The sequence below is a fragment of the Sulfitobacter sp. EE-36 genome (assembly GCF_000152605.1).
Classification (GTDB): Bacteria; Pseudomonadota; Alphaproteobacteria; order Rhodobacterales; family Rhodobacteraceae; genus Sulfitobacter; species Sulfitobacter pontiacus.
The window spans coordinates 1,383,229-1,403,927 of sequence record NZ_CH959310.1 but is presented as its reverse complement, the minus strand read 5'-3'; the positions used below and the strand labels follow the sequence as shown (position 1 = coordinate 1,403,927).

General features: G+C 62.4%; 20 protein-coding genes. 4 read left to right on the top strand and 16 right to left on the bottom strand.

Annotated features, from left to right (window positions below; all coding sequences use genetic code 11):
* The first annotated feature begins 2 nt into the window (after positions 1 to 2).
* The 4 genes from EE36_RS09390 to EE36_RS09375 all read left to right on the top strand — a co-directional run bounded on the left by EE36_RS09390 (position 3) and on the right by EE36_RS09375 (position 5,251).
* On the top strand, positions 3 to 1,310 hold the full coding sequence (locus EE36_RS09390) for a hypothetical protein (protein WP_005851665.1): 1,308 nt from the start codon (positions 3 to 5) through the stop codon (positions 1,308 to 1,310).
* A gap of 102 nt (positions 1,311 to 1,412) precedes the next feature.
* Positions 1,413 to 3,857 (top strand): ligase-associated DNA damage response DEXH box helicase, encoded by a 2,445-nt coding sequence (locus tag EE36_RS09385; RefSeq protein WP_005851664.1) that lies wholly within the window; start codon positions 1,413 to 1,415, stop codon positions 3,855 to 3,857.
* A 258-nt stretch (positions 3,858 to 4,115) separates the two neighbouring features.
* On the top strand, positions 4,116 to 4,781 hold the full coding sequence (gene pdeM / locus EE36_RS09380; RefSeq protein ID WP_005851663.1) for a ligase-associated DNA damage response endonuclease PdeM: 666 nt from the start codon (positions 4,116 to 4,118) through the stop codon (positions 4,779 to 4,781).
* A 41-nt stretch (positions 4,782 to 4,822) separates the two neighbouring features.
* On the top strand, positions 4,823 to 5,251 hold the full coding sequence (locus EE36_RS09375) for a PaaI family thioesterase (protein WP_005851662.1): 429 nt from the start codon (positions 4,823 to 4,825) through the stop codon (positions 5,249 to 5,251).
* Here the strand turns inward: EE36_RS09375 and folD are convergent.
* The 16 genes from folD to ruvC all read right to left on the bottom strand — a co-directional run bounded on the left by folD (position 5,248) and on the right by ruvC (position 20,646).
* Positions 5,248 to 6,150, bottom strand: a complete 903-nt coding sequence (gene folD, locus EE36_RS09370; RefSeq protein WP_005851661.1) for a bifunctional methylenetetrahydrofolate dehydrogenase/methenyltetrahydrofolate cyclohydrolase FolD — start codon at positions 6,148 to 6,150, stop codon at positions 5,248 to 5,250. The genes EE36_RS09375 and folD overlap by 4 nt on opposite strands.
* A gap of 94 nt (positions 6,151 to 6,244) precedes the next feature.
* Positions 6,245 to 7,921 carry a formate--tetrahydrofolate ligase gene (locus tag EE36_RS09365; protein WP_005851660.1) on the bottom strand — a complete coding sequence of 559 codons (1,677 nt, stop codon included), beginning with the start codon at positions 7,919 to 7,921 and terminating at the stop codon, positions 6,245 to 6,247.
* A 173-nt stretch (positions 7,922 to 8,094) separates the two neighbouring features.
* Positions 8,095 to 8,676, bottom strand: coding sequence for a sulfurase (locus tag EE36_RS09360; protein WP_005851659.1), 582 nt, complete (start codon positions 8,674 to 8,676; stop codon positions 8,095 to 8,097).
* Positions 8,677 to 8,791: 115 nt separating this feature from the next.
* Positions 8,792 to 10,699: an ATP-dependent zinc metalloprotease FtsH gene (gene ftsH / locus EE36_RS09355; RefSeq protein WP_235183810.1), complete on the bottom strand. Its 1,908-nt coding sequence runs from the start codon at positions 10,697 to 10,699 to the stop codon at positions 8,792 to 8,794.
* An 87-nt stretch (positions 10,700 to 10,786) separates the two neighbouring features.
* Positions 10,787 to 12,064 (bottom strand): tRNA lysidine(34) synthetase TilS, encoded by a 1,278-nt coding sequence (gene tilS / locus EE36_RS09350; protein WP_254655567.1) that lies wholly within the window; start codon positions 12,062 to 12,064, stop codon positions 10,787 to 10,789.
* The gene (gene ybgF, locus EE36_RS09345; protein ID WP_005851655.1) at positions 12,051 to 12,902 is read right to left on the bottom strand and encodes a tol-pal system protein YbgF; all 852 of its coding nucleotides are present in this window, start codon (positions 12,900 to 12,902) and stop codon (positions 12,051 to 12,053) included. Before ybgF ends, tilS begins: the two co-directional genes overlap by 14 nt.
* 28 nt (positions 12,903 to 12,930) lie before the next feature.
* Positions 12,931 to 13,455, bottom strand: a complete 525-nt coding sequence (gene pal / locus EE36_RS09340; RefSeq protein WP_005851654.1) for a peptidoglycan-associated lipoprotein Pal — start codon at positions 13,453 to 13,455, stop codon at positions 12,931 to 12,933.
* 100 nt (positions 13,456 to 13,555) lie between these two features.
* Positions 13,556 to 14,878: a Tol-Pal system beta propeller repeat protein TolB gene (gene tolB, locus EE36_RS09335; protein WP_005851653.1), complete on the bottom strand. Its 1,323-nt coding sequence runs from the start codon at positions 14,876 to 14,878 to the stop codon at positions 13,556 to 13,558.
* The gene (locus EE36_RS09330) at positions 14,875 to 16,038 is read right to left on the bottom strand and encodes a hypothetical protein (protein ID WP_005851650.1); all 1,164 of its coding nucleotides are present in this window, start codon (positions 16,036 to 16,038) and stop codon (positions 14,875 to 14,877) included. Before EE36_RS09330 ends, tolB begins: the two co-directional genes overlap by 4 nt.
* A gap of 2 nt (positions 16,039 to 16,040) precedes the next feature.
* Complete coding sequence (gene tolR, locus EE36_RS09325) at positions 16,041 to 16,520, bottom strand: protein TolR (RefSeq protein WP_005851648.1); 480 nt, start codon at positions 16,518 to 16,520, stop codon at positions 16,041 to 16,043.
* A 3-nt stretch (positions 16,521 to 16,523) separates the two neighbouring features.
* Entirely contained in the window at positions 16,524 to 17,219 is a 696-nt protein-coding gene (gene tolQ / locus EE36_RS09320; RefSeq protein ID WP_005851646.1) for a protein TolQ, read from the bottom strand.
* A 132-nt stretch (positions 17,220 to 17,351) separates the two neighbouring features.
* Positions 17,352 to 17,738 (bottom strand): tol-pal system-associated acyl-CoA thioesterase, encoded by a 387-nt coding sequence (gene ybgC, locus EE36_RS09315; RefSeq protein WP_005851645.1) that lies wholly within the window; start codon positions 17,736 to 17,738, stop codon positions 17,352 to 17,354.
* Positions 17,735 to 18,358, bottom strand: a complete 624-nt coding sequence (locus EE36_RS09310; RefSeq protein WP_037965041.1) for a hypothetical protein — start codon at positions 18,356 to 18,358, stop codon at positions 17,735 to 17,737. Before EE36_RS09310 ends, ybgC begins: the two co-directional genes overlap by 4 nt.
* 47 nt (positions 18,359 to 18,405) lie before the next feature.
* Positions 18,406 to 19,425: a Holliday junction branch migration DNA helicase RuvB gene (gene ruvB / locus EE36_RS09305; protein WP_037965161.1), complete on the bottom strand. Its 1,020-nt coding sequence runs from the start codon at positions 19,423 to 19,425 to the stop codon at positions 18,406 to 18,408.
* Positions 19,426 to 19,474: 49 nt separating this feature from the next.
* Positions 19,475 to 20,143: a Holliday junction branch migration protein RuvA gene (gene ruvA, locus EE36_RS09300; RefSeq protein ID WP_005851640.1), complete on the bottom strand. Its 669-nt coding sequence runs from the start codon at positions 20,141 to 20,143 to the stop codon at positions 19,475 to 19,477.
* On the bottom strand, positions 20,140 to 20,646 hold the full coding sequence (ruvC, locus tag EE36_RS09295) for a crossover junction endodeoxyribonuclease RuvC (protein ID WP_005851638.1): 507 nt from the start codon (positions 20,644 to 20,646) through the stop codon (positions 20,140 to 20,142). The genes ruvA and ruvC overlap by 4 nt, the downstream gene beginning before the upstream one ends.
* Between the last annotated feature and the right edge of the window lie 53 nt (positions 20,647 to 20,699).

Here is a 20,699-nt window from a genome sequence, read left to right as displayed (position 1 = left end):
TCATGAATATGCAAACCAGCGCCGTCATGGCCCCTCCTCCGCCGCGCACCATCCAAGAGATGAAGCTGCCCGTGGTGATGATGCGCGACATCATGATCAAGACGATGTTCCGCAAGAACGTCACCATGGTCAGCGAGCTCGCAGCGGCGATCTGCCTGCCGCTTCAGGTCACGCAGGAACTGGTGGATCTGTCGCGCGAACAACGCCTTCTCGAAGCGACGGGCACGCTCAACGCGAATAACGGCAATGAAATGGGCTACCAGCTGACCGATCTGGGCAAGGCCCGCGCGCTGGATGCCTTGGCGCAATCGGAATACTTCGGCCCGATGCCCGTGCCGCTTGATGTCTACCGCGAACAGATCAAACGCCAGTCCGTGCGCAATATGCAAATCACCCGCGCAAAGCTCGAAGCGGCGATGGGCCATCTGGTGCTCCCGTCCGAGCTGATCGGCAACCTTGGCCCAGCCGTGACGGCCGGTCGCTCCATCCTGATGTACGGCCCCCCCGGCAATGGCAAATCAAGCATCTCCAACGGGATTCGCGACGCGCTTGGTGACCGGATCTATGTCCCCCGTGCGATTGAATACGCCGGTCAGGTGATCACGGTCTATGACCCCATCGTGCACACCGCCATTTCCGAAGAGAAACAAGACCCGAAATCCCTGCGCCGCGTGACGCGCTTTGACACCCGCTATGTCAAATGCGAACGCCCCACGGTGATCACCGGGGGCGAACTGACGCTCGATATGCTTGATCTGGTCTACAACCCCACCGCACGAACCTATCAAGCCCCGCTGCAGCTGAAATCCACCGGCGGCATCTTCATCGTCGACGACCTTGGCCGACAGGCAGAATCGCCACAGGCGCTGGTCAACCGCTGGATCGTGCCGCTGGAAGAAAACAAGGACATCCTCGCCCTGCAATCCGGCGAGAAGTTCGAAGTTCCCTTCGACACGCTGGTGGTCTTCTCGACCAACTTCCACCCCAATGAGATCTTCGACCAGGCCGCCCTGCGCCGGATCTTCTTCAAGATCAAGATCGACGGGCCCAATCAGGAAAACTTCCTCAAGATCTTCGCCATGGTCGCCAAGAAAAGAAACATCAAACTGGACGAGGCGACGCTGATCCATTTGCTGAAGACAAAATACCCCACGATCAACAATGTTTTCGCCAACTATCAGCCGATCTTCCTGATCGACCAGATGATTTCCATCTGCGATTTCGAAGGGATCCCGCACCAGATGCGCCCTGATCTGATTGACCGTGCTTGGGCCAATATGTTCGTCGAGGATGAAACCATCGTCAGGTAGCACCGCGCTCGAAACGGGCGCGGGCATCCGCTTCATTTTGCCAGATAAACTCCGGGGGTGCGGGGGCTGGCCCCCGCGTGCAAACAGCCTATCTTGCACCCCATGCAGACCCTGCCCCCCAAGTTCTCCGACTGGTTCGCCACCAAAGGCTGGTCCATCCACCCCCACCAGCAAGACATGCTGGCCCGCGCCGACGCGCCCGCCCTGCTGTTGATCGCGCCGACCGGGGGCGGCAAGACGCTGTCGGGTTTTCTGCCCACGCTGGTCGATCTGGCCGACGGCGATCACGAGGGGATGCACACGCTCTATATCTCGCCGCTCAAGGCGCTGGCCGCGGATATCAAGCGCAACCTCACCACCCCGGTGACCGAAATGAGCCTCCCCATCCGGATCGAGGACCGCACCGGCGACACCTCGCAAACGCGCAAACGCCGGCAACGCGCCGACCCGCCCCATATCCTGCTGACCACCCCCGAAAGCCTTGCGCTGTTGACCTCCTATGAGGATGCACCGCGCATGTTCAAAGGGCTCAAACGTGTCGTGATCGACGAGATCCACGCGCTGGCCGACAGCAAGCGGGGCGACCAGCTGATGCTGGCGCTGGCGCGGCTGCAACGCCTGTGCCCGGGGCTGAAACGGGTGGGCCTGTCAGCTACCGTCGAAGATCCCGCCGCCATCGCGCATTTCATGGCGCGTCACCCCGACCCCTGCCCGATCCTGCTGGCTGATCCCGGCCCGCCGCCCGACATCCGGATGCTGCGCACGGACGCGGCCCCGCCGTGGTCCGGCAATGGGGCGGCCTATGCGCTTCCGGCAGTGCTCGACCAGATACGCCAGCATAAAACCACCCTGATCTTCCACAATACCCGCGCTCAGGCCGAGATTTTCTTTCACAATCTCTGGCTCGCCAACGAAGATAGCCTGCCCATCGGCATCCACCACGGGTCGCTCGATCGGCAGCAACGCGAACGGGTCGAAGCCGCGATGGTGCGCGGCGATCTGCGCGCGATTGTCTGTACCGGCAGCCTTGATCTGGGGATCGACTGGGGCGATGTCGATCTCGTGATCCAGATCGGTGCGCCGAAGAATGTCAAACGGCTGGTCCAGCGCATCGGGCGGGCCAACCACCGCTATAACGCGCCCTCCAAAGCGCTGCTGGTGCCTGCAAACCGGTTTGAGGTGGTCGAATGTGTCGCCGCCCTCGACGCCGTATTGGCAGGCGATCTTGACGGCGACCCGCGCGGCCCCGGCCCCCGCGATGTGTTATGCCAGCATATCCTGATCACCGCCTGCGCCGGCCCCTTCGACGCCGACGCGCTCTATGCCGAGGTGACCTCGGCCGGGGCCTATGCCAGCCTCAGCCGCGCCGCCTTTGACGCCTGCCTCGATTTCTGTGCCACTGGCGGCTACGCCCTGCGCGCCTACGACAGATGGCAACGTCTGATGTGCACAAACGGCAAATGGCACCTGCGCGACCCTCGCAGCAGCCAGCGTATCCGCATGAACATCGGTACCATTCAGGACACGGACACGCTGAAGGTCCGCATGAAACGCAACCGCGGCGGTGCGCCTTTGGGCGAAATCGAGGAAGGTTTCGCCGCCTCGCTCAGCGCGGGCGACACATTCCTGATCGGCGGCCAGATCGTCAAATACGAAGGGTTGCGGGAAATGACCGTAGAGGTCAGCCGCTCCGCCGCCAAGAAACCACGCGTTGCCACGTTCATGGGCACCAAATTCGCCACCTCGACCCAGCTCTCCGCCCGCGTGCAACGCATGTTCACCCAAGAGAGCTGGCCCGAGCTGCCGCGCCACACGGCCGAATGGCTGACCCTGCAACGCGAGGTCAGCCAACTGCCACAACCGGGCCGGCTGCTGATCGAAAGCTTCCCCCATGAGGGCCGCGCCCAAACGGTCTTTTACGGCTTTGCCGGTCGCAACGCGCAGCAAACGCTCGGGCTGCTGCTGACAAAACGGATGGAGGAACTGGGCCTCAACCCCCTGGGCTTCGTCGCGACCGATTATGCCACGCTGATCTGGGGGCTGGATCCGGTCGATGACCCTGCCCCGCTCGTTGATGCCACAGCCCTGCATGACGGGTTGGACCATTGGCTGGCTGGCAATGCGGTGATGAAACGCACGTTCCGCGCCGCCGCCACCATCGCGGGGCTGATCGAACGGAACACCCCCCAAGCCCGTAAGTCTGGCCGGCAGGCGACCTTCAGCTCTGACATCCTGTATGACACCTTGCAGAAATACGAACCCGATCACCTCCTGCTCGATATCACCCGCGAAGAGGCCCTGCGCGGACTGGTCGACTTTGGCCGGATCGAGGAAATGCTGCATCGTATCAAGGGCCGGATTGACCACCGTATCCTCGACCGTGTCAGCCCGCTGTCCGCACCGCTGTTTCTGGAAATGGGTCGCGTGCCGGTCAAGGGGCAGGCAGAAGAGCGTCTGCTGGCCGAGGAATCCGCGCGGTTGATGGAAGCCTCCGGCCTCGCACAGATCACCCCCGCGCCGGATAACATCCCCCTCAAACGGCGCTAGACGTGGCAATCGCTGCGCAGCTGAGTATTTTTGAAAGGGTGAATTAACCTTCGCTTAGGTATTTTGCCCCATGATCACCCCGCGGTACAGGCTGGAGAGCCGATGACCGCAAAGGGTGAAGACGCCCCCACGCCCCTCGGGATCAGGCGGGGGCGTCTTCCGCTTCACCCTTTTTCAAATACTCCTGCGCCCCGCCAAGGGCGCGTCCATCGGCCAGCGCCCCTTGCGCCCGCGGGCAAACTTGGTGATGAACGCAGCATGAACATCGGGTATGAATTCGACTTTTGCGGCGCGCGGCTGACGGCGCTTGGCTCTGGCGCCTTGTGGTGGGCAGATCACGGGCTGCTCTGCGTGTCCGACCTGCATCTTGGCAAAGCCGAACGAATTGCGCGGCGCGGCGGCACGGCGCTTCCCCCTTACGAGACGATGGACACGTTGACCCGGCTTGCGGCGGCGCTTGACCGTGTGCCCGCGCGCGTTGTGATGTGTCTGGGCGACAGTTTCGACGATCTTCACGCGGCCCATGCCCTGCCCGAGCCAGCGCGGCTGACGCTGGCGCGGCTGCAGGCGGGCCGGCAGTGGCTGTGGGTAGAGGGCAACCACGACCCCGGTCCCGTTGAACTGGGCGGGGAGCATCTGGCCGAGCTTGTGATCGGCCCCTTGCAGTTCCGGCATATCGCGCAGGCAAGCGCGCAGGCCGAGGTTTCGGGGCATTATCACCCCAAGGCTCGGCTGCGGCTGCGCGGGCGGTCGGTGACACGTCCGGCCTTCCTCTATGACGACCGACGGCTGATCATGCCTGCCTTTGGCACCTATACCGGTGGCTTGTACAGTGACGCGCCGGTGCTACAGGCATTGATGGGTCCGCAGGCCTGCGCCATACTTACCGGACCGCAGCCCACCGCGATCCCCATGCCGCGCTAGTCGCAGCCACGGGGCCGGCCATCCATGTTGAAAGAGCCCCTATGACCCCGCAAGAAATCGCCCGCATCCGCGACAGCTTTGCCGCACAATCGATGATGCAGACCCTCGGCGCTGAACTCAGCGATGTGTCGAATGGGCTCATCCGGATCGAGGCACCGATCCTGCCCGGCACGCGCCAGCAGCAGGGGTTTGGCCACGCGGGGCTGACGTTCTCTATCGGGGACAGCGCCGCGGGCTATGCCGCGCTGACGACACTGCCCTTGGAGTCCGAAGTCGTCACCGCAGAGATCAAGATCAATCTGCTGGCCCCCGCCCGAGGAGACCGGCTGATCGCGATTGGCAAGGTGGTGAAACCGGGCAAGCGGCTTTGTGTGGTCACGGCCGAGGTCTTTGCCCAAACCGGCGACCAGCAGGTGCTGATCGCCTTGCTTCAGGGCACGATGGTGCCGGTTCCGGCGACCGCCGCTTAGGCGGTCAGCCCTTCGGGTTCGGGCAGGTCATGGGCACGGCAACAGGCCGTGACCGTATTGGCCAACAGGCACGCGATCGTCATCGGGCCCACGCCCCCCGGCACCGGGGTGATCGCACCGGCCACCTTGGCGCAGCTGTCAAAATCCACATCCCCGACCAGACGGGTCTTGCCCTCACCCCGCTCTGGCGCGTCGAGACGGTTGATGCCCACGTCGATGATTGTGGCCCCCGGTTTGATCCAGTCGCCCGGCACCATCTCGGGGCGGCCCACGGCGGCAATCACGATATCAGCGCGGCGCACAACAGCGGCAAGGTCTTTGGTCCGCGAATGGGCGATTGTCACGGTGCAGCTGTCGTTAAGCAGAAGCTGGGCCATAGGTTTGCCCACGATATTGCTGCGCCCGATCACGACTGCATCCATCCCCGACAGGGTGCCGTGGTGGTCGCGCAGCATCATCAGACAGCCAAGCGGCGTGCAGGGCACCATGGATTTCTGCCCCGTGCCCAACAGACCGACGTTCGAGATATGAAACCCGTCGACATCCTTGGCCGGATCAATCGCGCTGATCACAAGGTCTTCGTTCAGGTGATCGGGCAAGGGGAGCTGTACGAGGATACCGTGGATCGTGTCATCGTTGTTCAGCGTGTCGATCAGCGCCAGAAGCTCCGCCTCTGATGTGGTGTCCGCCAGCCGGTGTTCGACCGATTTCATGCCCACTTCCTTGGTCATCTTGCCCTTGGATTTGACATAAACCTCGGAGGCAGGATCGGCCCCGACAAGCACCACAGCCAGCCCCGGCGTGATCCCGTGATCGTCCTTCAGCCGCGTGACATGCTGGGCGACCTGCCCCCGCACCTGTGCTGCAAATGCCTTGCCGTCAATGATCGTCGCTGTCATGGGGACCGTCCTTTGTCTGTTGTGGCGCTGCTATCACCTGCCACAGCAGGCGAAGGCGCGAAGGAGCGACCCTCCGCGCCCTGTTCATACGCGCTTAGAACAGACCTTCAACATCGCCGATGTCATTGAGACGAATATTTTCGGCAGAAGGAACTCTTGGCAGGCCCGGCATGGTCATAATCTCACCGCAGATGGCCACGACAAAGCCCGCGCCGGCAGACAGGCGCACCTCGCGCACGGGGATGGTAAAGCCGGTTGGCGCGCCGCGGGCTTCGGGATCGGTGGTAAAGCTGTATTGCGTTTTGGCCATACAGACCGGCAGATCGCCATATCCCTGCTCTTCCCAGTCTTTCAACTGGTTGAGGATCTTCTGATCCATCACCGCCCCATCCGCGCGATAGATCTTTGTGGCGATGGTGTTGATCTTATCGGCCAGCGGCATCGCGTCGGGGTAGAGCGTGGCGAAATCCGCCTGACCCTTCTCGATCGTCTCGACCACTTTCTCGGCAAGTTCGGCAGAGCCAGCGCTGCCCAATTCCCAGTGGCGGGACAGCACGGCCTCGGCTCCTTGCGAGGCGACATAGTCTTTGACCGCTTGCACCTCTGCGTCGGTGTCGGTGACGAAATGGTTGATCGCGACGACGACGGGCACGCCAAAGGATTTCAGGTTCTCGATGTGGCGGCCAAGGTTGGGGCAACCGGCCTGCACGGCGTCGACGTTTTCAGCGCCCAGATCGGCCTTGGCCACGCCGCCGTTCATCTTCATCGCGCGCACGGTGGCCACAACCACGACGCAGGACGGTGCCAACCCCGCCTTGCGGCATTTGATGTTCAGGAACTTCTCTGCCCCCAGATCGGCGCCAAAGCCCGCTTCGGTCACCACATAATCCGCCAGCTTCAGCGCGGTGGTGGTCGCGATGACAGAGTTGCAGCCATGCGCGATATTGGCGAAAGGCCCGCCGTGGACGAAAGCGGGGTTGTTTTCCAGCGTCTGCACAAGGTTCGGCTGCATCGCGTCTTTCAACAGCACGGTCATCGCACCATCCGCTTTGATATCGCGCGCATAGATCGGTTTACGCTCGCGGGTATAGGCGACGATCATGTCGCCAAGACGCTTTTGCAGGTCGTTCAGGTCTTTGGCCAAACACAGGATCGCCATGACTTCGGACGCGACGGTGATGTCGAACCCGGCCTCGCGGGGGAAACCGTTCGACACACCGCCCAAGGACGCCGTGATCTGGCGCAGGGCGCGGTCGTTCATGTCGACGACGCGGCGCCAGACGACGCGTCGCAGATCAATCTCCAGCGCGTTGCCCCAATAGATGTGGTTGTCGATCATCGCGCTGAGCAGATTGTGCGCCGAGGTGATGGCGTGGAAGTCACCAGTGAAGTGCAGGTTCATCTCTTCCATGGGCACGATTTGCGCATAGCCGCCCCCCGCCGCCCCGCCCTTCATGCCGAAGTTCGGACCAAGGGACGCCTCGCGGATACAGACGGCGGCATTCTTGCCGATGCGGTTCAACCCGTCGCCCAGACCGACGGTGGTCGTGGTTTTCCCCTCGCCCGCGGGTGTGGGGTTGATCGCGGTGACGAGGATCAGCTTGCCATCGGGACGGTCCTGCACCGAGTTGATGAACTTTTGCGACACCTTCGCCTTGTCATGGCCGTAGGGCAGCAGATCATCGCTGCTGATGCCCAGCTTTTGCCCGATCTCCTGAATGGGGCGTTTGCTGGCTTCGCGTGCGATTTGGATGTCGGATTTAAAGGTCATATGTCCTCCCTGATGCGCCGTCGGCGTTCTATGTTTCTTATGTCCTCAATACGCCTGTGAGGGCATGGGCAGAGGGGGCAATTCCGACATATCCGGCGCTTGATGCGGCGATCCGGCGGGTGTGTCGCTGATTTGAGCATGGCGGGTCGCTGTGACCCCGCGCTCCATTGGGCCTAGCCGTGCTGCCACGCTGGCTGGTCGGGGATGAACAGGCGCAGCGTATCACCGACGCGCAACAGCCCCTCGCGTTCGATCCAGGCGGTCACGCCGCGACGGTTCTCGGCCGCGGATTTGAACTTGGGACCGTGGCCGGGGCTGTCTTGTTCGATCTCGCGACCGGGCAATACGCAGGGGCGGTTTTCGGTATCAATCGTGATCGTCGCACCCGAGGCAGCCTGAAGCCGCGCATTGGGCGGCACATGCGTGAAATCGGGGATGCCCTTGATCACCATCGACGTGCCAAGGTGCACGGGGTCCAGTGCCTCCATCCCCATGTCGGCCGCGATCAGGGCCATTTCTTCCGCAGACAGGATCGACAGCTGACGCACGTTCCGGATCTCGGTGCCCTTGGGATAGAGGTTCGTGACCCGCACACAGGACGCGCGGGTCAGCCCCGCGTGCACGTCATCCTCGAAACCGGCATAGCTGGCGAAAGCTTCGCTCCGGGGTTCGGCGCGGATGCCCTTGGCCAGCTTGGGCACCACACCAAGCCATGTGATCGTTGCGGTAAAATCGGTTTCTTTCATCGTCGGCATGACCGGCATCCTTTCGCGCTGCGTTGTCCGTAACCTGCGCAAAGCCGCGACAAAAGAAAAGGCCCCGCGGGTGCAGGGCCTTTTCTTTCGTATTCTGGTGATCAATGCCTAGGCGTCAGACGCTTGGCTCAGGCTCCATCCCGCTTGGCGGAGGCGTCTTCTTGCCTTTGGCCTTGGGGATCGCGGTCAGGCTTGGTTTGTCCATGCCGCTGGTGTCATCGCCGTCCGGGTCTTGTGGCGGTTTGCCTTCCATGACGCGCTTGATCTCCTCGCCGGTGAGGGTCTCGTATTCCAGCAGACCTTGGGCCAAACGTTCGAATTCTTCCTCGTGATCGGTGATCATTTTATAGGCGCGGTCGTAGCCTTCGTCGATGATGCGTTTCACTTCGGATTCGATCAGCTCTTTCGTGGCCGCAGAAACGCTGAACCCGCCCGCGCCGCCGTTGGCTTGGTAACCAGCCGCCGCTTCCGAATAGTCGATGTTCCCGACCTTGTCGGACATGCCCATGCGCATCACCATGCCACGCGCCAACTGGCTGGCCTGCATGATATCGCCCATCGGGCCCGACGACACGGTTTCAGCGCCATATTTGAAGATCTCAGCCGCTTTGCCCGCCATCGTCATGGCGATCTTTTGCTCGGCTTCGTCCTTGAACATCTGCAGTTTGTCCATTTCGGGCAGGCTCATCACCATACCCAAGGCGCCGCCGCGCGGAATGATCGTGGCCTTATAGACAGGGTCGCATTTCGGCAGCTTGATCCCGACGATGGCGTGACCGGCTTCGTGGTAGGCGGTCTTTTCCTTCTGGTCCTGCGTCAACACCATCGACCGGCGCTCGGCACCCATCATGATCTTGTCTTTCGCGGCCTCGAAATCCATCATCGCGACAAAGCGACGGCCCACGCGTGCGGCGGTCAGCGCGGCCTCGTTCACGAGGTTCGCCAGATCCGCACCCGAGAAACCGGGCGTGCCGCGCGCGATAATGCGCAGGTCTACGTCAGGGCCAAGCGGCGTCTTGCGCGCATGCACACCGAGGATTTTCTCGCGGCCCTTGATGTCGGGATTGCCCACGGTGACCTGACGGTCAAAGCGGCCCGGACGCAGCAAGGCAGGGTCCAGCACGTCTTTGCGGTTGGTCGCGGCGATGATGATCACGCCTTCGTTCGCCTCAAAGCCGTCCATCTCGACCAGCAGTTGGTTCAAGGTCTGTTCACGCTCGTCGTTGCCACCACCGTAGCCCGCCCCACGGGACCGGCCCACGGCGTCGATCTCATCGATGAAGACGATGCAGGGCGCATTTTTCTTGGCCTGTTCGAACATGTCGCGCACGCGGCTGGCACCCACACCCACGAACATCTCGACGAAGTCGGAGCCCGAAATGGTAAAGAACGGCACACCCGCCTCGCCAGCAATCGCCCGCGCCAGCAGGGTCTTACCGGTACCGGGAGGGCCCTCAAGCAGTGCGCCTTTGGGGATCTTGCCGCCCAAACGGCTGAACTTTTGCGGGTTGCGCAGGAATTCGACGATCTCTTCCAGCTCTTCCTTTGCCTCGTCGATGCCCGCCACGTCGTCAAACGTCACACGACCGTGTTTTTCGGTCAGCATCTTAGCCTTGGACTTGCCGAACCCCATCGCCCCGCCTTTGCCACCGCCCTGCATGCGGTTCATGAAATAGATCCACACACCGATCAGCAGAAGGATGGGCAACAGCGACATCAGGAAGGTCTGGAAACCGGATTGCTGCTGGGGTTCAGCGCGCACAGGGATGTCCTTGGACATCAGCAGGCTGGTGACCTCGGCGTCTTCGGGCCGGATCGTGACATAGTCACTGCCATCGGCACGACGGAAACGGACCTGTTCACCATCAAGCGTGACGTTGCGCACGTCCCCTGCTTCGACAGCTGTCACAAATTCGGAATAGCTGATTTCACGGCTTTGCAGCCCGCCAGTCGAGCCGCTGAACAGATTGAACAGCGCCAAAACCAAAAGCATCAATACAACCCAAAAGGCGAGATTGCGCATATTACCCAAAGGAAAGTCTCCTACATCCGGGGGACGGCACCAAACACAGCGCCCAATGCGTGTAAGATAGACACGATCGGCGCATGTTCAATGCGTCATATGTGCGGCAAAAAAGGCATCTTCGCCGCGTTCGAGCACTGCTTGCCAGTTTTGCGACCGACCGACAAGGGGGGCAGCGACCAGTTCCGCGCCCTGCCACACCGCCGGAGAGGCCAGCAAGACACCGCGCGGCACGCCCAAATCGCGCCAATCCGCAAAGCTGCGCAGCCCGTCAGCGCCCAAGGCACGGATCGTGGTTTGCGTGTTGGGCGCGGGCGCATCGCCGCAAGGTTCCAGACGCCAGCGGCCGTCCCAGAGTGCATCCGCGGGCGCAGCAACCGCCCGCACCGCCTGCAACTCTCTGTAAATCCACAGTTTATCGCGTTTTAACCGCAGCTCGCACCCCTGCACGGTCGCGGCACCGGCATCATCAAGCGCCGTCAGCACCTCTGCCACGGCGCTGCTGCGTGGGGCGTAGGTGGCACCGTTGATCCAGGCGATCGTATGGGTCAGCAAACGGCGGCGTGTCTCTGTCGGGAGGCCACACAGCGCCTGCCAATCCATCGCCACGGCACCGTATTGAACGTGAGCATGGGCGCGCGCGGCGGCAAACATCTGCGCGTCAAGCGCTGTACGGGCATCGGCAAGGTGGCGCGAGACATCGGCAAGTGCGGCAGAATCAACGCCCAGATCGGTCAGCACCGCCAGCGCCTTGCGGATGCGCACCCGCGCAAAGCTGTCATCCTCGTTGCTGGGATCATCGACCCAAGTCACCCCGCAACGCGTCAGATGCGCGCGCAGGTCGGCGCGGCGAACGTTGAGCAAGGGCCTGTGCCAACGCATGCCATGTCGGTCGAAAATCGCAGGCATGGCGGATAGCCCGTCGACCCCTGCCCGGCGCCCCAGACGCATCACGAAAGTCTCTGCCAGATCGTCGGCGGTATGCCCGATGCAGACAGCGCCAATGCCCTGCCCCCGTGCCCAATCCGCCAACAAACGGTAACGCGCCTTGCGGGCCTCGTTCTGCAAATTGCCGCTGTGGTCCCAGCCCGTCCACCTCAACGTGTCATGCGGAACGCCAAGCGCGCGACACTGGGCGGCGACCATCGCGGCTTCGCGGGCGGCCTCGGGTCGCAAGCCGTGATCCACGGTCGCTGCGCGCAGCGCGATCCCGCGGCTGCGGGCATAGTCGTTCAGAAGATGTAAAAGCGCGACAGAGTCGCCGCCCCCCGACACCGCCACACCCAATACGGGCGGCGGCGCGGGGTCAAAGCTGGCGGCGATGCTCTGCGCCAGCGGGTCGGTCATCGGATCACTGGCAGGCAAGCACGCTGCGTTCGGATTGGGCCTGCGCGACGAAGGGGCTTGTGGGGAAGCGCGATGCGACTTCGCCCAAGGTCACGCAGGCTTCTTGGGTTTGGCCCAAGGCCCCCAAAGAGCTGCCAAGCTGGTAAAGTGCTTCTGCCGCGACAGGCCCGGCGGGATCGGCGCTAAAACTTGCCAGATAGGCGCGTGCCGCTTCGCGGGTATCCCCCAGACCGTCCAGCGCATCGCCGCGCCGCAGATCGGCTTCGGGGCCTAGCGGTCCGCCCGGATAGGTCTGATTGAAGGTCGCAAACTGGTCTGCGGCGCTGCGAAAGTCACCGTCAGCGAGCGCCGCCTTCGCCCGCTCGAAGTCTGTTTTTTCACCCACCGCAAGTTCTGCGGTATTGGTGGGGGTAGAGGTATTGGCCAACGGGTCCGCTGGTGCGGGCACGGGCGTGGCGGGTGCCATGGTCGCGGGCATCTCGCCCCCGCCAAGGGTAGAAGTCTGGCCGAGGCTGCCCACATCGCCGCCTTCAAGCTCGACCAGCCGGAATTCCAGATCACCGATCCGGTTGGTCCCATCGGTGACCACGCGGTTGATCCGGTTTTCCAGCTCTTCGGTTTTAGAGGTCAGGCGCTGCAGTTCGCTTTCCATTGCATTGACGCGCTCAAGCACCGACCCACCGGTCACGGCAACGCTCGCGCCGCCCGTGGTGGACAGTTCCCGGCGCAGCTTTTGCACCTCGACGTTCAGTACCGTCAGTTCCTGACGCACATCCGCCAAAGTCTGCGCATCCTGCGCCTGCGCCGCGACCGGCCCAAAGGCCAGTCCAAGCGCTACAATCAAAGCAAACCGCATATTAAAATCCTAACCTAACGTAGACGACTTAGCTGGTCAGACCGCCCGCAAGTACGGTCACGGCCCGACGGTTCTTGGCATAGCATGCCTCGCTCGAACAGACTTCGATCGGGCGTTCCTTACCATAGCTTACAACGCGAAGACGGCTGGCGGCGATCCCGCGCGAGATCAAATATTCGCGCGCGGCATTGGCGCGGCGTGCGCCAAGCGCAAGGTTGTATTCCCGTGTGCCCTGCTCGTCCGCGTGACCTTCGATCACGGCTTGGTAATCGGTGTTGGTGTTCAACCAGGCTGCCTGACCGTCCAGCGTCGCTTGGCCTTCGGGGGTCAGGTTGGATTGGTCAACCAGGAACAGCACGCGATCCCCAACGGCTTGCTGGAAATATGCCGTAGAAGCCGGGTCGTTCGCGCTGCCGGGGATAATGCCCCCGTTCAGGCCTGCGCCATTCGCGGCACCGTTATTCATGCCGTCCGCGCCAAAGCGGTCAGGGTTGGTACAAGCCGATACGGCCAGGGCTGCGATCAATAGAGTTGCGGTGAGAATGCGGTTCATGGACTGTGCCTTTTTGACGATAGCATTTTAATGTGTCTGTTGTGACGGTGTTACCATAGTGCCTTGGTATTGGGAAACACCAAGGCACTATGGCTGTTGTTTACTTCTGAAGCGGCGACCAAGACGGATCCGATCCGCCCTCTTGGGTGCGCACAGGCTTGAGGTTCCGGCCCGAGATATCGACCGAATACAGCGACGACGCCCCGCCTGCCCCTTGGGTTTCCCGCGCGAACATGATGACGCGGCCGTTGGGGGCCCATGTGGGGCCTTCATCCAGGAACGACGCGGTCAGCAGACGTTCTTCCGACCCGTCCAGCCGCATCACGCCGATGTGGAACCGGCCCTTGTTCTGCTTGGTAAAGGCCACCAGATCGCCGCGCGGCGACCAGACCGGCGTGCCATAGCGCCCTTCGCCGAACGAGATCCGTGTCGCCTCGCCGCCGGTCGCTGGCATGATATAGAGCTGCTGCGACCCCGAACGGTCGCTTTCGAAAACGATCCGGCTGCCGTCCGGCGAATAGCTGGGCGCGGTTTCAATTGCGGGCGTATTGGTCAGCCGTGTCGACTGGCCGGTGTTGATATCCATCGTGTAGATATCCGTGTTCCCACCTTGGGTCAGCGAATAGACAACCGTATTGCCGGACGGAGAGAACCGCGGCGCAAAGCTCATGGTGCCTTCGGCGCTTTCCAGCACGCGACGCTGAACCGACCCGATGTCGAGCACATAGATCCGCGGGAAGCCGCTTTCGTAGCTGGTGTAAAGAATACGATCCCCCGAGGGCGAGAACCGCGGTGCCAGCACGATCGACGAGCTGTCGGTCAGATAGCGTACATTGGCCCCGTCATAATCCATCACAGCCAGCCGTTTCGCGCGGTCGTCCTTGGGCCCCGTTTCAGAGACATAGACGACGCGGCTGTCGAAATAGCCCCCTTCGCCCGTGATACGCGAATAGACGGCATCCGCCACCTTATGCGCCATGCGACGCCAGCCATCGACCGTTCCCGAAAACTGCAAACCCGACCCCAGTTCAGCGCCCGAAAACACGTCATACAGACGGAACTTCACGTTCAACGTATTGCCCGAGACACTGACGGCACCGGTGATCAGCGCCTGCGCGTTGATCGCCTTCCAGTCAGCATATTGGATCGGCGCGTTAAAATCGCTTACGGTCGAGATATAGGCGCTCGCCGGTACTTCACGGAACAGACCAGAGCCGACAAGATCTTCGGACACGACCCGCGCCAGATCAACGGCCATCTGCCCCGCGTCCCCGCTTTCGGGCTGAAAGCTGGGCACAGCAAAGGGCAAGGGTTCAATCACACCTTCGGTAATCTCGATCCGCAATGGTCCATCCTGCGCCTGCGCGACCGAGGCAACACCGCCGATAAGCGCGAGACAGAGGCTCAGAATTCGTACAATCATTTGATGCGCATCCTTTCAGGATTAAAGGTCATCTCAATATTCTGCCATTGACCGAATTTTTCTACAGGAAGCTGATACCCGCGCGCGCCGCAGCGGATAATTGCCCGCCGTGCGGCCTCGAACGCCTGATTGGCAGCCCCCTGTGATCCGCCCGAACTGCTGGTCATCTTGATCGAATTGGTCTGTGGCGTGCCATCTTGGTTCATTGCGACACTCACCACTACAGTAGTGCGCAATGCCTCGGAGGAAAGGGACCCCACGTTCCAGCACGACGATACCGCCACGCGCAGCGATTCTTTCTCGCCAGCCGACAATGGCGGGCCAGAGGGTGCCGCCGGCGTTGCAGGCGCGTCGGTCTCTCCCATGGCTTCGGCGAGCGCGGCTGCCACGGCGTCCTTATCCGTTGTCGGCTCAGGCGTCGGCTTGGGGGCCTCTGGCTTGGGAGTTTCCGGCTTCGGTGTGGCGGGCTTTGGCGCTTCGGGTTTCGGCGTCTCGGCGGGTGCCTCTGCCACCTGCGGCGCAGGAGGTGTGGGGCGGCGGGCCGGAGGACGTGCGGATTGGGTCGGCGACGCTTTGGGCGCTTCCGTTGCTTCGGTCACAATCTGCGTCGTCGCCTCTTCGGGGGCGGTGGCTTCCTGTGCCTCTTCCACGACCTTCTCCGCCGGCGCATCCGGTGTCGCGGCCTCGCGCAGCACATCATCGGTGCGCGCCTCGGGATCCGGGGCCTCTACGGGTTCGGGTGCCACACGCTCTACAGGGCGCGGCACGGCGACGGGTGCTTCCTCTGGCGTCAGAACGGCGACATCGGCAGGCGGCTCGGGCAGCTCGGGGGCCTGATCGCTTACGTCCTCCGAGGGGGGCGGTGCGATGGGTTCAGGCTCTGGCACAGGCTCGGGTTCCGGGGCGGGCTCGGGCTCCGGCGCAGGCTCAGGGGTCGGTTCCGGTTCGGGTGCAGGTTCCGGGGCAGGCTCGGGCTGCGCTGCGGCCTCCGCCTGCGCGGATTGCGCCGCGGCGACCATCTCGTCATATTGCGCGGCAGAGATGACCGACACCTCCTGCATCTCGACAGGGTCGCTGTGCGAGGTAAAGATATTCCCCAGCAATAGCCAGCCGATGAGCCCCAAGTGACCCGCGCCAGAGATGTAATGCCCCTTGTGCATGGTTACCCGCCTGACGCGCCTGTGCCGTCCAACTTCGGCCCGCCGGTTTCAGTCACCAGACCAATGTTGCTAAAGCCACCTGCGTTCAGCGCCCCCATGACTTCCATGATCGAGGCATAGGGCACAGCCCCATCCGCACGCAGGAACACACGGTCGCTCGCACGCTCTGCCGAAATCGCACGCAGCTTGGCAACCAGATCATCACGCCCGGTTTCTGTCTTCTGGATCTGCACGGACCCGTCCGCCAGAACGGTCACGGTCAACGGCTCCTCCTGCTCGGACGGCAGGGCGGTGGCCGCTGTTTTGGGCAGCTCGACCGGCACGCCAACGGTCAGCAAAGGTGCCGCGACCATAAAGATGATCAAGAGCACCAGCATCACGTCAACGAACGGCGTGATGTTGATCTCTGCCATCGGCTGCGCACGGCCGCGACGGCGGCCACGGCCACCCCCGCCCTGCTTTTTCATCACCCCACCTGCCATGGCTCAGCTATCCAGCTGACGGCTAAGGATGGTGGCGAATTCATCAGCAAAGGCTTCGTAGCCGCCCAAAATACGATCAGAATCCGCGCTCAGCTTGTTATAGAAGATAACCGCGGGAATAGCCGCCAGAAGGCCGATGCCCGTGGCCAAAAGCGCCTCGGCAATACCGGGGGCGACGACGACGAGGCTGGTGTTTTGCTGGGCCGCGATCTCGATGAAAGAGTTCATGATCCCGAACACGGTCCCGAACAGACCGATAAATGGCGCGGTGGACCCGGTGGTCGCTAGCACGGGCAAGCCCTTTTGCAGACGCTCTGCCTCTTTGGCAATCGCCACATCCATGCTGCGGTCGATCCGCGCGGTGGCACCGGGGATCAGCCCGCCATCCTCGCGATGCGACCGACGCCATTCCGTCATTCCGGCGGCGAAAATTTTTTCTGCGGCCCCATCCGGATCCGGCCCGATCGTGTCATACAACCCGTCCAACGGCTCGCCCGACCAGAATGCCTGGTCAAACCGCTCTGCCTCGGCTTTGGCATGGCGGTACTGGATCATCTTCTGAATGATGATCGACCAAGACCAGAAGGACGCGACGATCAGCATGATCATCACGAGTTTTACGGTAATCGTTGCGCGGAGAAATAGACCCAAGAGCGAGAAATCAATCTCGCTTGCCGCCGCCAGCGTTTCTGCTTCCATCGGTTCTGCTCTTTTTGTTGCGCCCAAAAGGGGCTTCATCTGCCTCAACGGCCCTGTTTTCCAAGGCGCTATTTGGCACAAGCTTAGCCGAGTGCAATATCTATTGCTAGGATTATGGGGCCAATCCGCCTGCTAAACGGGGATTGAGCGAAGTTTCGCTGGCAATCGGCAGGGTTTACCTGACGCCGCGATACAAACAATCGTGACCACCGCCCGAAACAGAACCGTATCGCCGCGTTTGACCTCTTGCTGCATCACCATGCGGGCCGGCGTGATCGACGTGGCCCATGTCTCTACATCAAGCATATCGTCGAATACCGCAGGCTGGATGTAATCCGCCTCTACCCGCCGCACGGCAAAGACCACGCCTTCGGCCTTCATGGCCAGCTGATCAATTCCCATCTCGCGCACCCAGTCACTGCGCGCCCGTTCGATATAGCGCAGGTAATTCGCGTAATAGACGATCCCCGCCATATCGGTGTCTTCATAGTAAACGCGGATCGGCAGATGATGGGTCATTGCGCCGCCCCCACCCGCGCGAACAAACGCAGTGCATGAGACGGGTCCTGCGCTGCCACGGGCATCACGGGGTCATAGGCCGCACGCAACAGCGCCGCCACCTCTGGCTTCAGGATCGTCGCCCCCTCGTGCAGAGCAAGTGGCGACACCTCGCGGAACGCAGTATCAGACCATAGCAAGAAAGACTGCACGATCTGCCCCAGTGCCAGGGCCTGCGCGGGCATCGCGCTCAGCTGCTCGTCCATGCGCAGGAAGACGAAACATGCCTTGATGGCGCCTGTCTCGTCAAAGCGGAACAGACGATACTGATTGGCCCCCGCCGCATCCAGCTTTTCCACCAGCGGGGCAAGATCAGGCACCAGGCGGTGCAGATCGGGCACCTCCAACAGCTCTGCCCAATCCTTGAAAAAGAACATCATCAGATTGCTGCCAAGCTCGGGGTCGGTCTCTGACATGCTGTGCCCCGCCAACTGACAGACCGCCTCGATCGCGCTTTTGACCACGGTCAGCGTCGCATCATCCACGCCAAAGACCACAGGAGCCAACGGGCGGCCCCAACGGGCAAAGGCATAGCTGTCGTCGCTTCGGGTAAACAGCGCTTCGATCTCTTGTGGTGTCATCTCAACTTCCAAATGGTCTTAAATCCTCGCCGAAGGCTTCCCCGCCCTCAGCCAAACAAATCGCTTTGGGGTTTGGGCGGTGCCATCCCCAGATGCGTCCAGGCTTTCTGCGCCAGCATCCGTCCCCGCGGCGTGCGCTGGATCAGCCCTTGCTGCAGCAGGTAAGGCTCGATCACCTCTTCCAGCGCATCACGGGATTCAGACAGCGCCGCCGACATTGTTTCGATCCCGACCGGTCCGCCCTGATAATTCTCGGCGATCAGACGCAGATAGCGGCGGTCGGCCCCGTCCAGCCCCAGCTTGTCGACACCAAGACGGGTCAGCGCCATATCCGCCAGCGCGCGGGTCACGCGGCCGTCGCCTTCGACCAAGGCGAAATCCACAACGCGCCGCAGTAGACGGCCCGCAATACGCGGGGTGCCACGGGCGCGCTTGGCGATCTCGCGTGCGCCCCCCTCATCGGCGGGGGCCCCCAGCTTGCGGGCATTGCGATCGACGATGATGAATAACTCATCCTCGGTATAGAACTGCAAACGCGTCGGGATGCCGAAACGGTCGCGCAGCGGCGTGGTCAGCAGCCCCATGCGCGTTGTCGCGCCCACCAGCGTGAAGGGCTGCAATTCGATGCGCACGGTGCGCGCGGCGGGGCCTTCGCCGATCACGAGGTCCAGTTCAAAGTCTTCCAACGCGGGATACAGCACCTCTTCCACGGCTGGGTTCAGACGGTGGATTTCATCGATGAACAACACATCGCGGGCTTCGAGGTTGGTCAGGATCGCCGCCAGATCGCCCGCCTTTGCCAGCACAGGGCCAGAGGTCATGCGGAACCCGACCCCCAGCTCGCGCGCCATGATCTGCGCCAGCGTGGTCTTCCCCAATCCGGGCGGGCCATGGAACAGCGTGTGGTCCATCGCCTCGCCCCGCTGCTTGGCGGATTGGATGAACACCTTGAGGTTGGCCCGCGCCTCGGCCTGACCGACGAATTCGTCCAGCATCTGCGGGCGCAGGGCGCGGTCTATATCACCGGGCTGCGGGTCCGGCCGCAAAGTTGGGTCACTGTCGATCATCAAATATCCAAGCAAGGTTCATACGGACGGCCACGCGGCTATGCGCATCCTATCCTTTGGGGGCAAGCAGTTTCAACGCCGCGCGGATCAACTGCGGGGTATCGGCCTCTGGCATCTCTCCGGCGGCTTGCGCCACGGCCCCTGCCGCATCACCCGGACCATAGCCGAGGTTGCCAAGCGCCGACAGCGCCTCGGCCTGCGCGGACTGGTTCGGCGGGGCCACGGGGCGGCGTTTGGGGGCAGCGGTTTCGATCACCTCTGCTGTGGCTTCGACCTCGCCATGCGCCTCGGCCAGCGAACCGGTCATCGCCATCACCCCCGGCGCCTTATCCTTGAGGTCCAGCACCACGCGCTGCGCGATCTTCGGGCCGACGCCCTTGGCCACTTTGACCGCGTTCCAGTCGCCAAGCGCGATAGCGCGGCTGACACCATCTGGCCCAAGCGCACCCAGAATGGCCAGCGAGGCCTTGGCCCCCACCCCCTGAACAGAGGTCAGCAGCCGGTGCCATTCCTTTTCCGCCAATGTCTGAAAGCCGAAAAGCTGCATCAGGTCTTCGCGCACCACCAGATCGGTGAAAAGCGCCACCACCTCGCCCACGCCGGGCAGCGCGGCCATCGTCCGGTCAGAGCAATAGACCAGATAACCAACACCACGCACGTCGATCAGCAGATGATCCGGCGCACGATAATCAATGCGTCCTGTGATCTTGCCAATCATGCGCTTGCCCTTGCGACGGCCTGCGCCAAGGTCGAGGCCCCCCCGTGATGCGCGTGACAGATGGCGATCGCCAAGGCATCCGCGGCATCGGGGCCGGCAATCTCTGCCCCCGGCAATTGCATGCGTACCATATGAAGCACCTGCCCCTTATCCGCGTGGCCCACGCCAACAACCGTTTTCTTGACCGTATTGGGTGCATATTCACCCACCGCCAGCCCCGCCTGCGCAGGCACCAGCATCGCGATCCCCCGCGCCTGCCCCAGCTTGAGCGTCCCGGCACCGTCCTTGTTCACAAAAGTCTGTTCCACCGCTGCGGCATCGGGTCGACAGGTCACCATGATGCGCGTCAACTGCGCATGAAGAGACAAAAGACGCGTGGCAAGATCGGCCCCCTCGGACTGACAAATGCCGTTCGCCACATGCGTGATGCGGCTGCCGGCCACGTCGATGACGCCCCAGCCCATATTGCGCAAGCCCGGATCAATGCCGATTACCCGTATCATATGCCCATTATCCTCAAGAATTTTCTTTTTCCAAGGCAGTAGCACGAAACGCG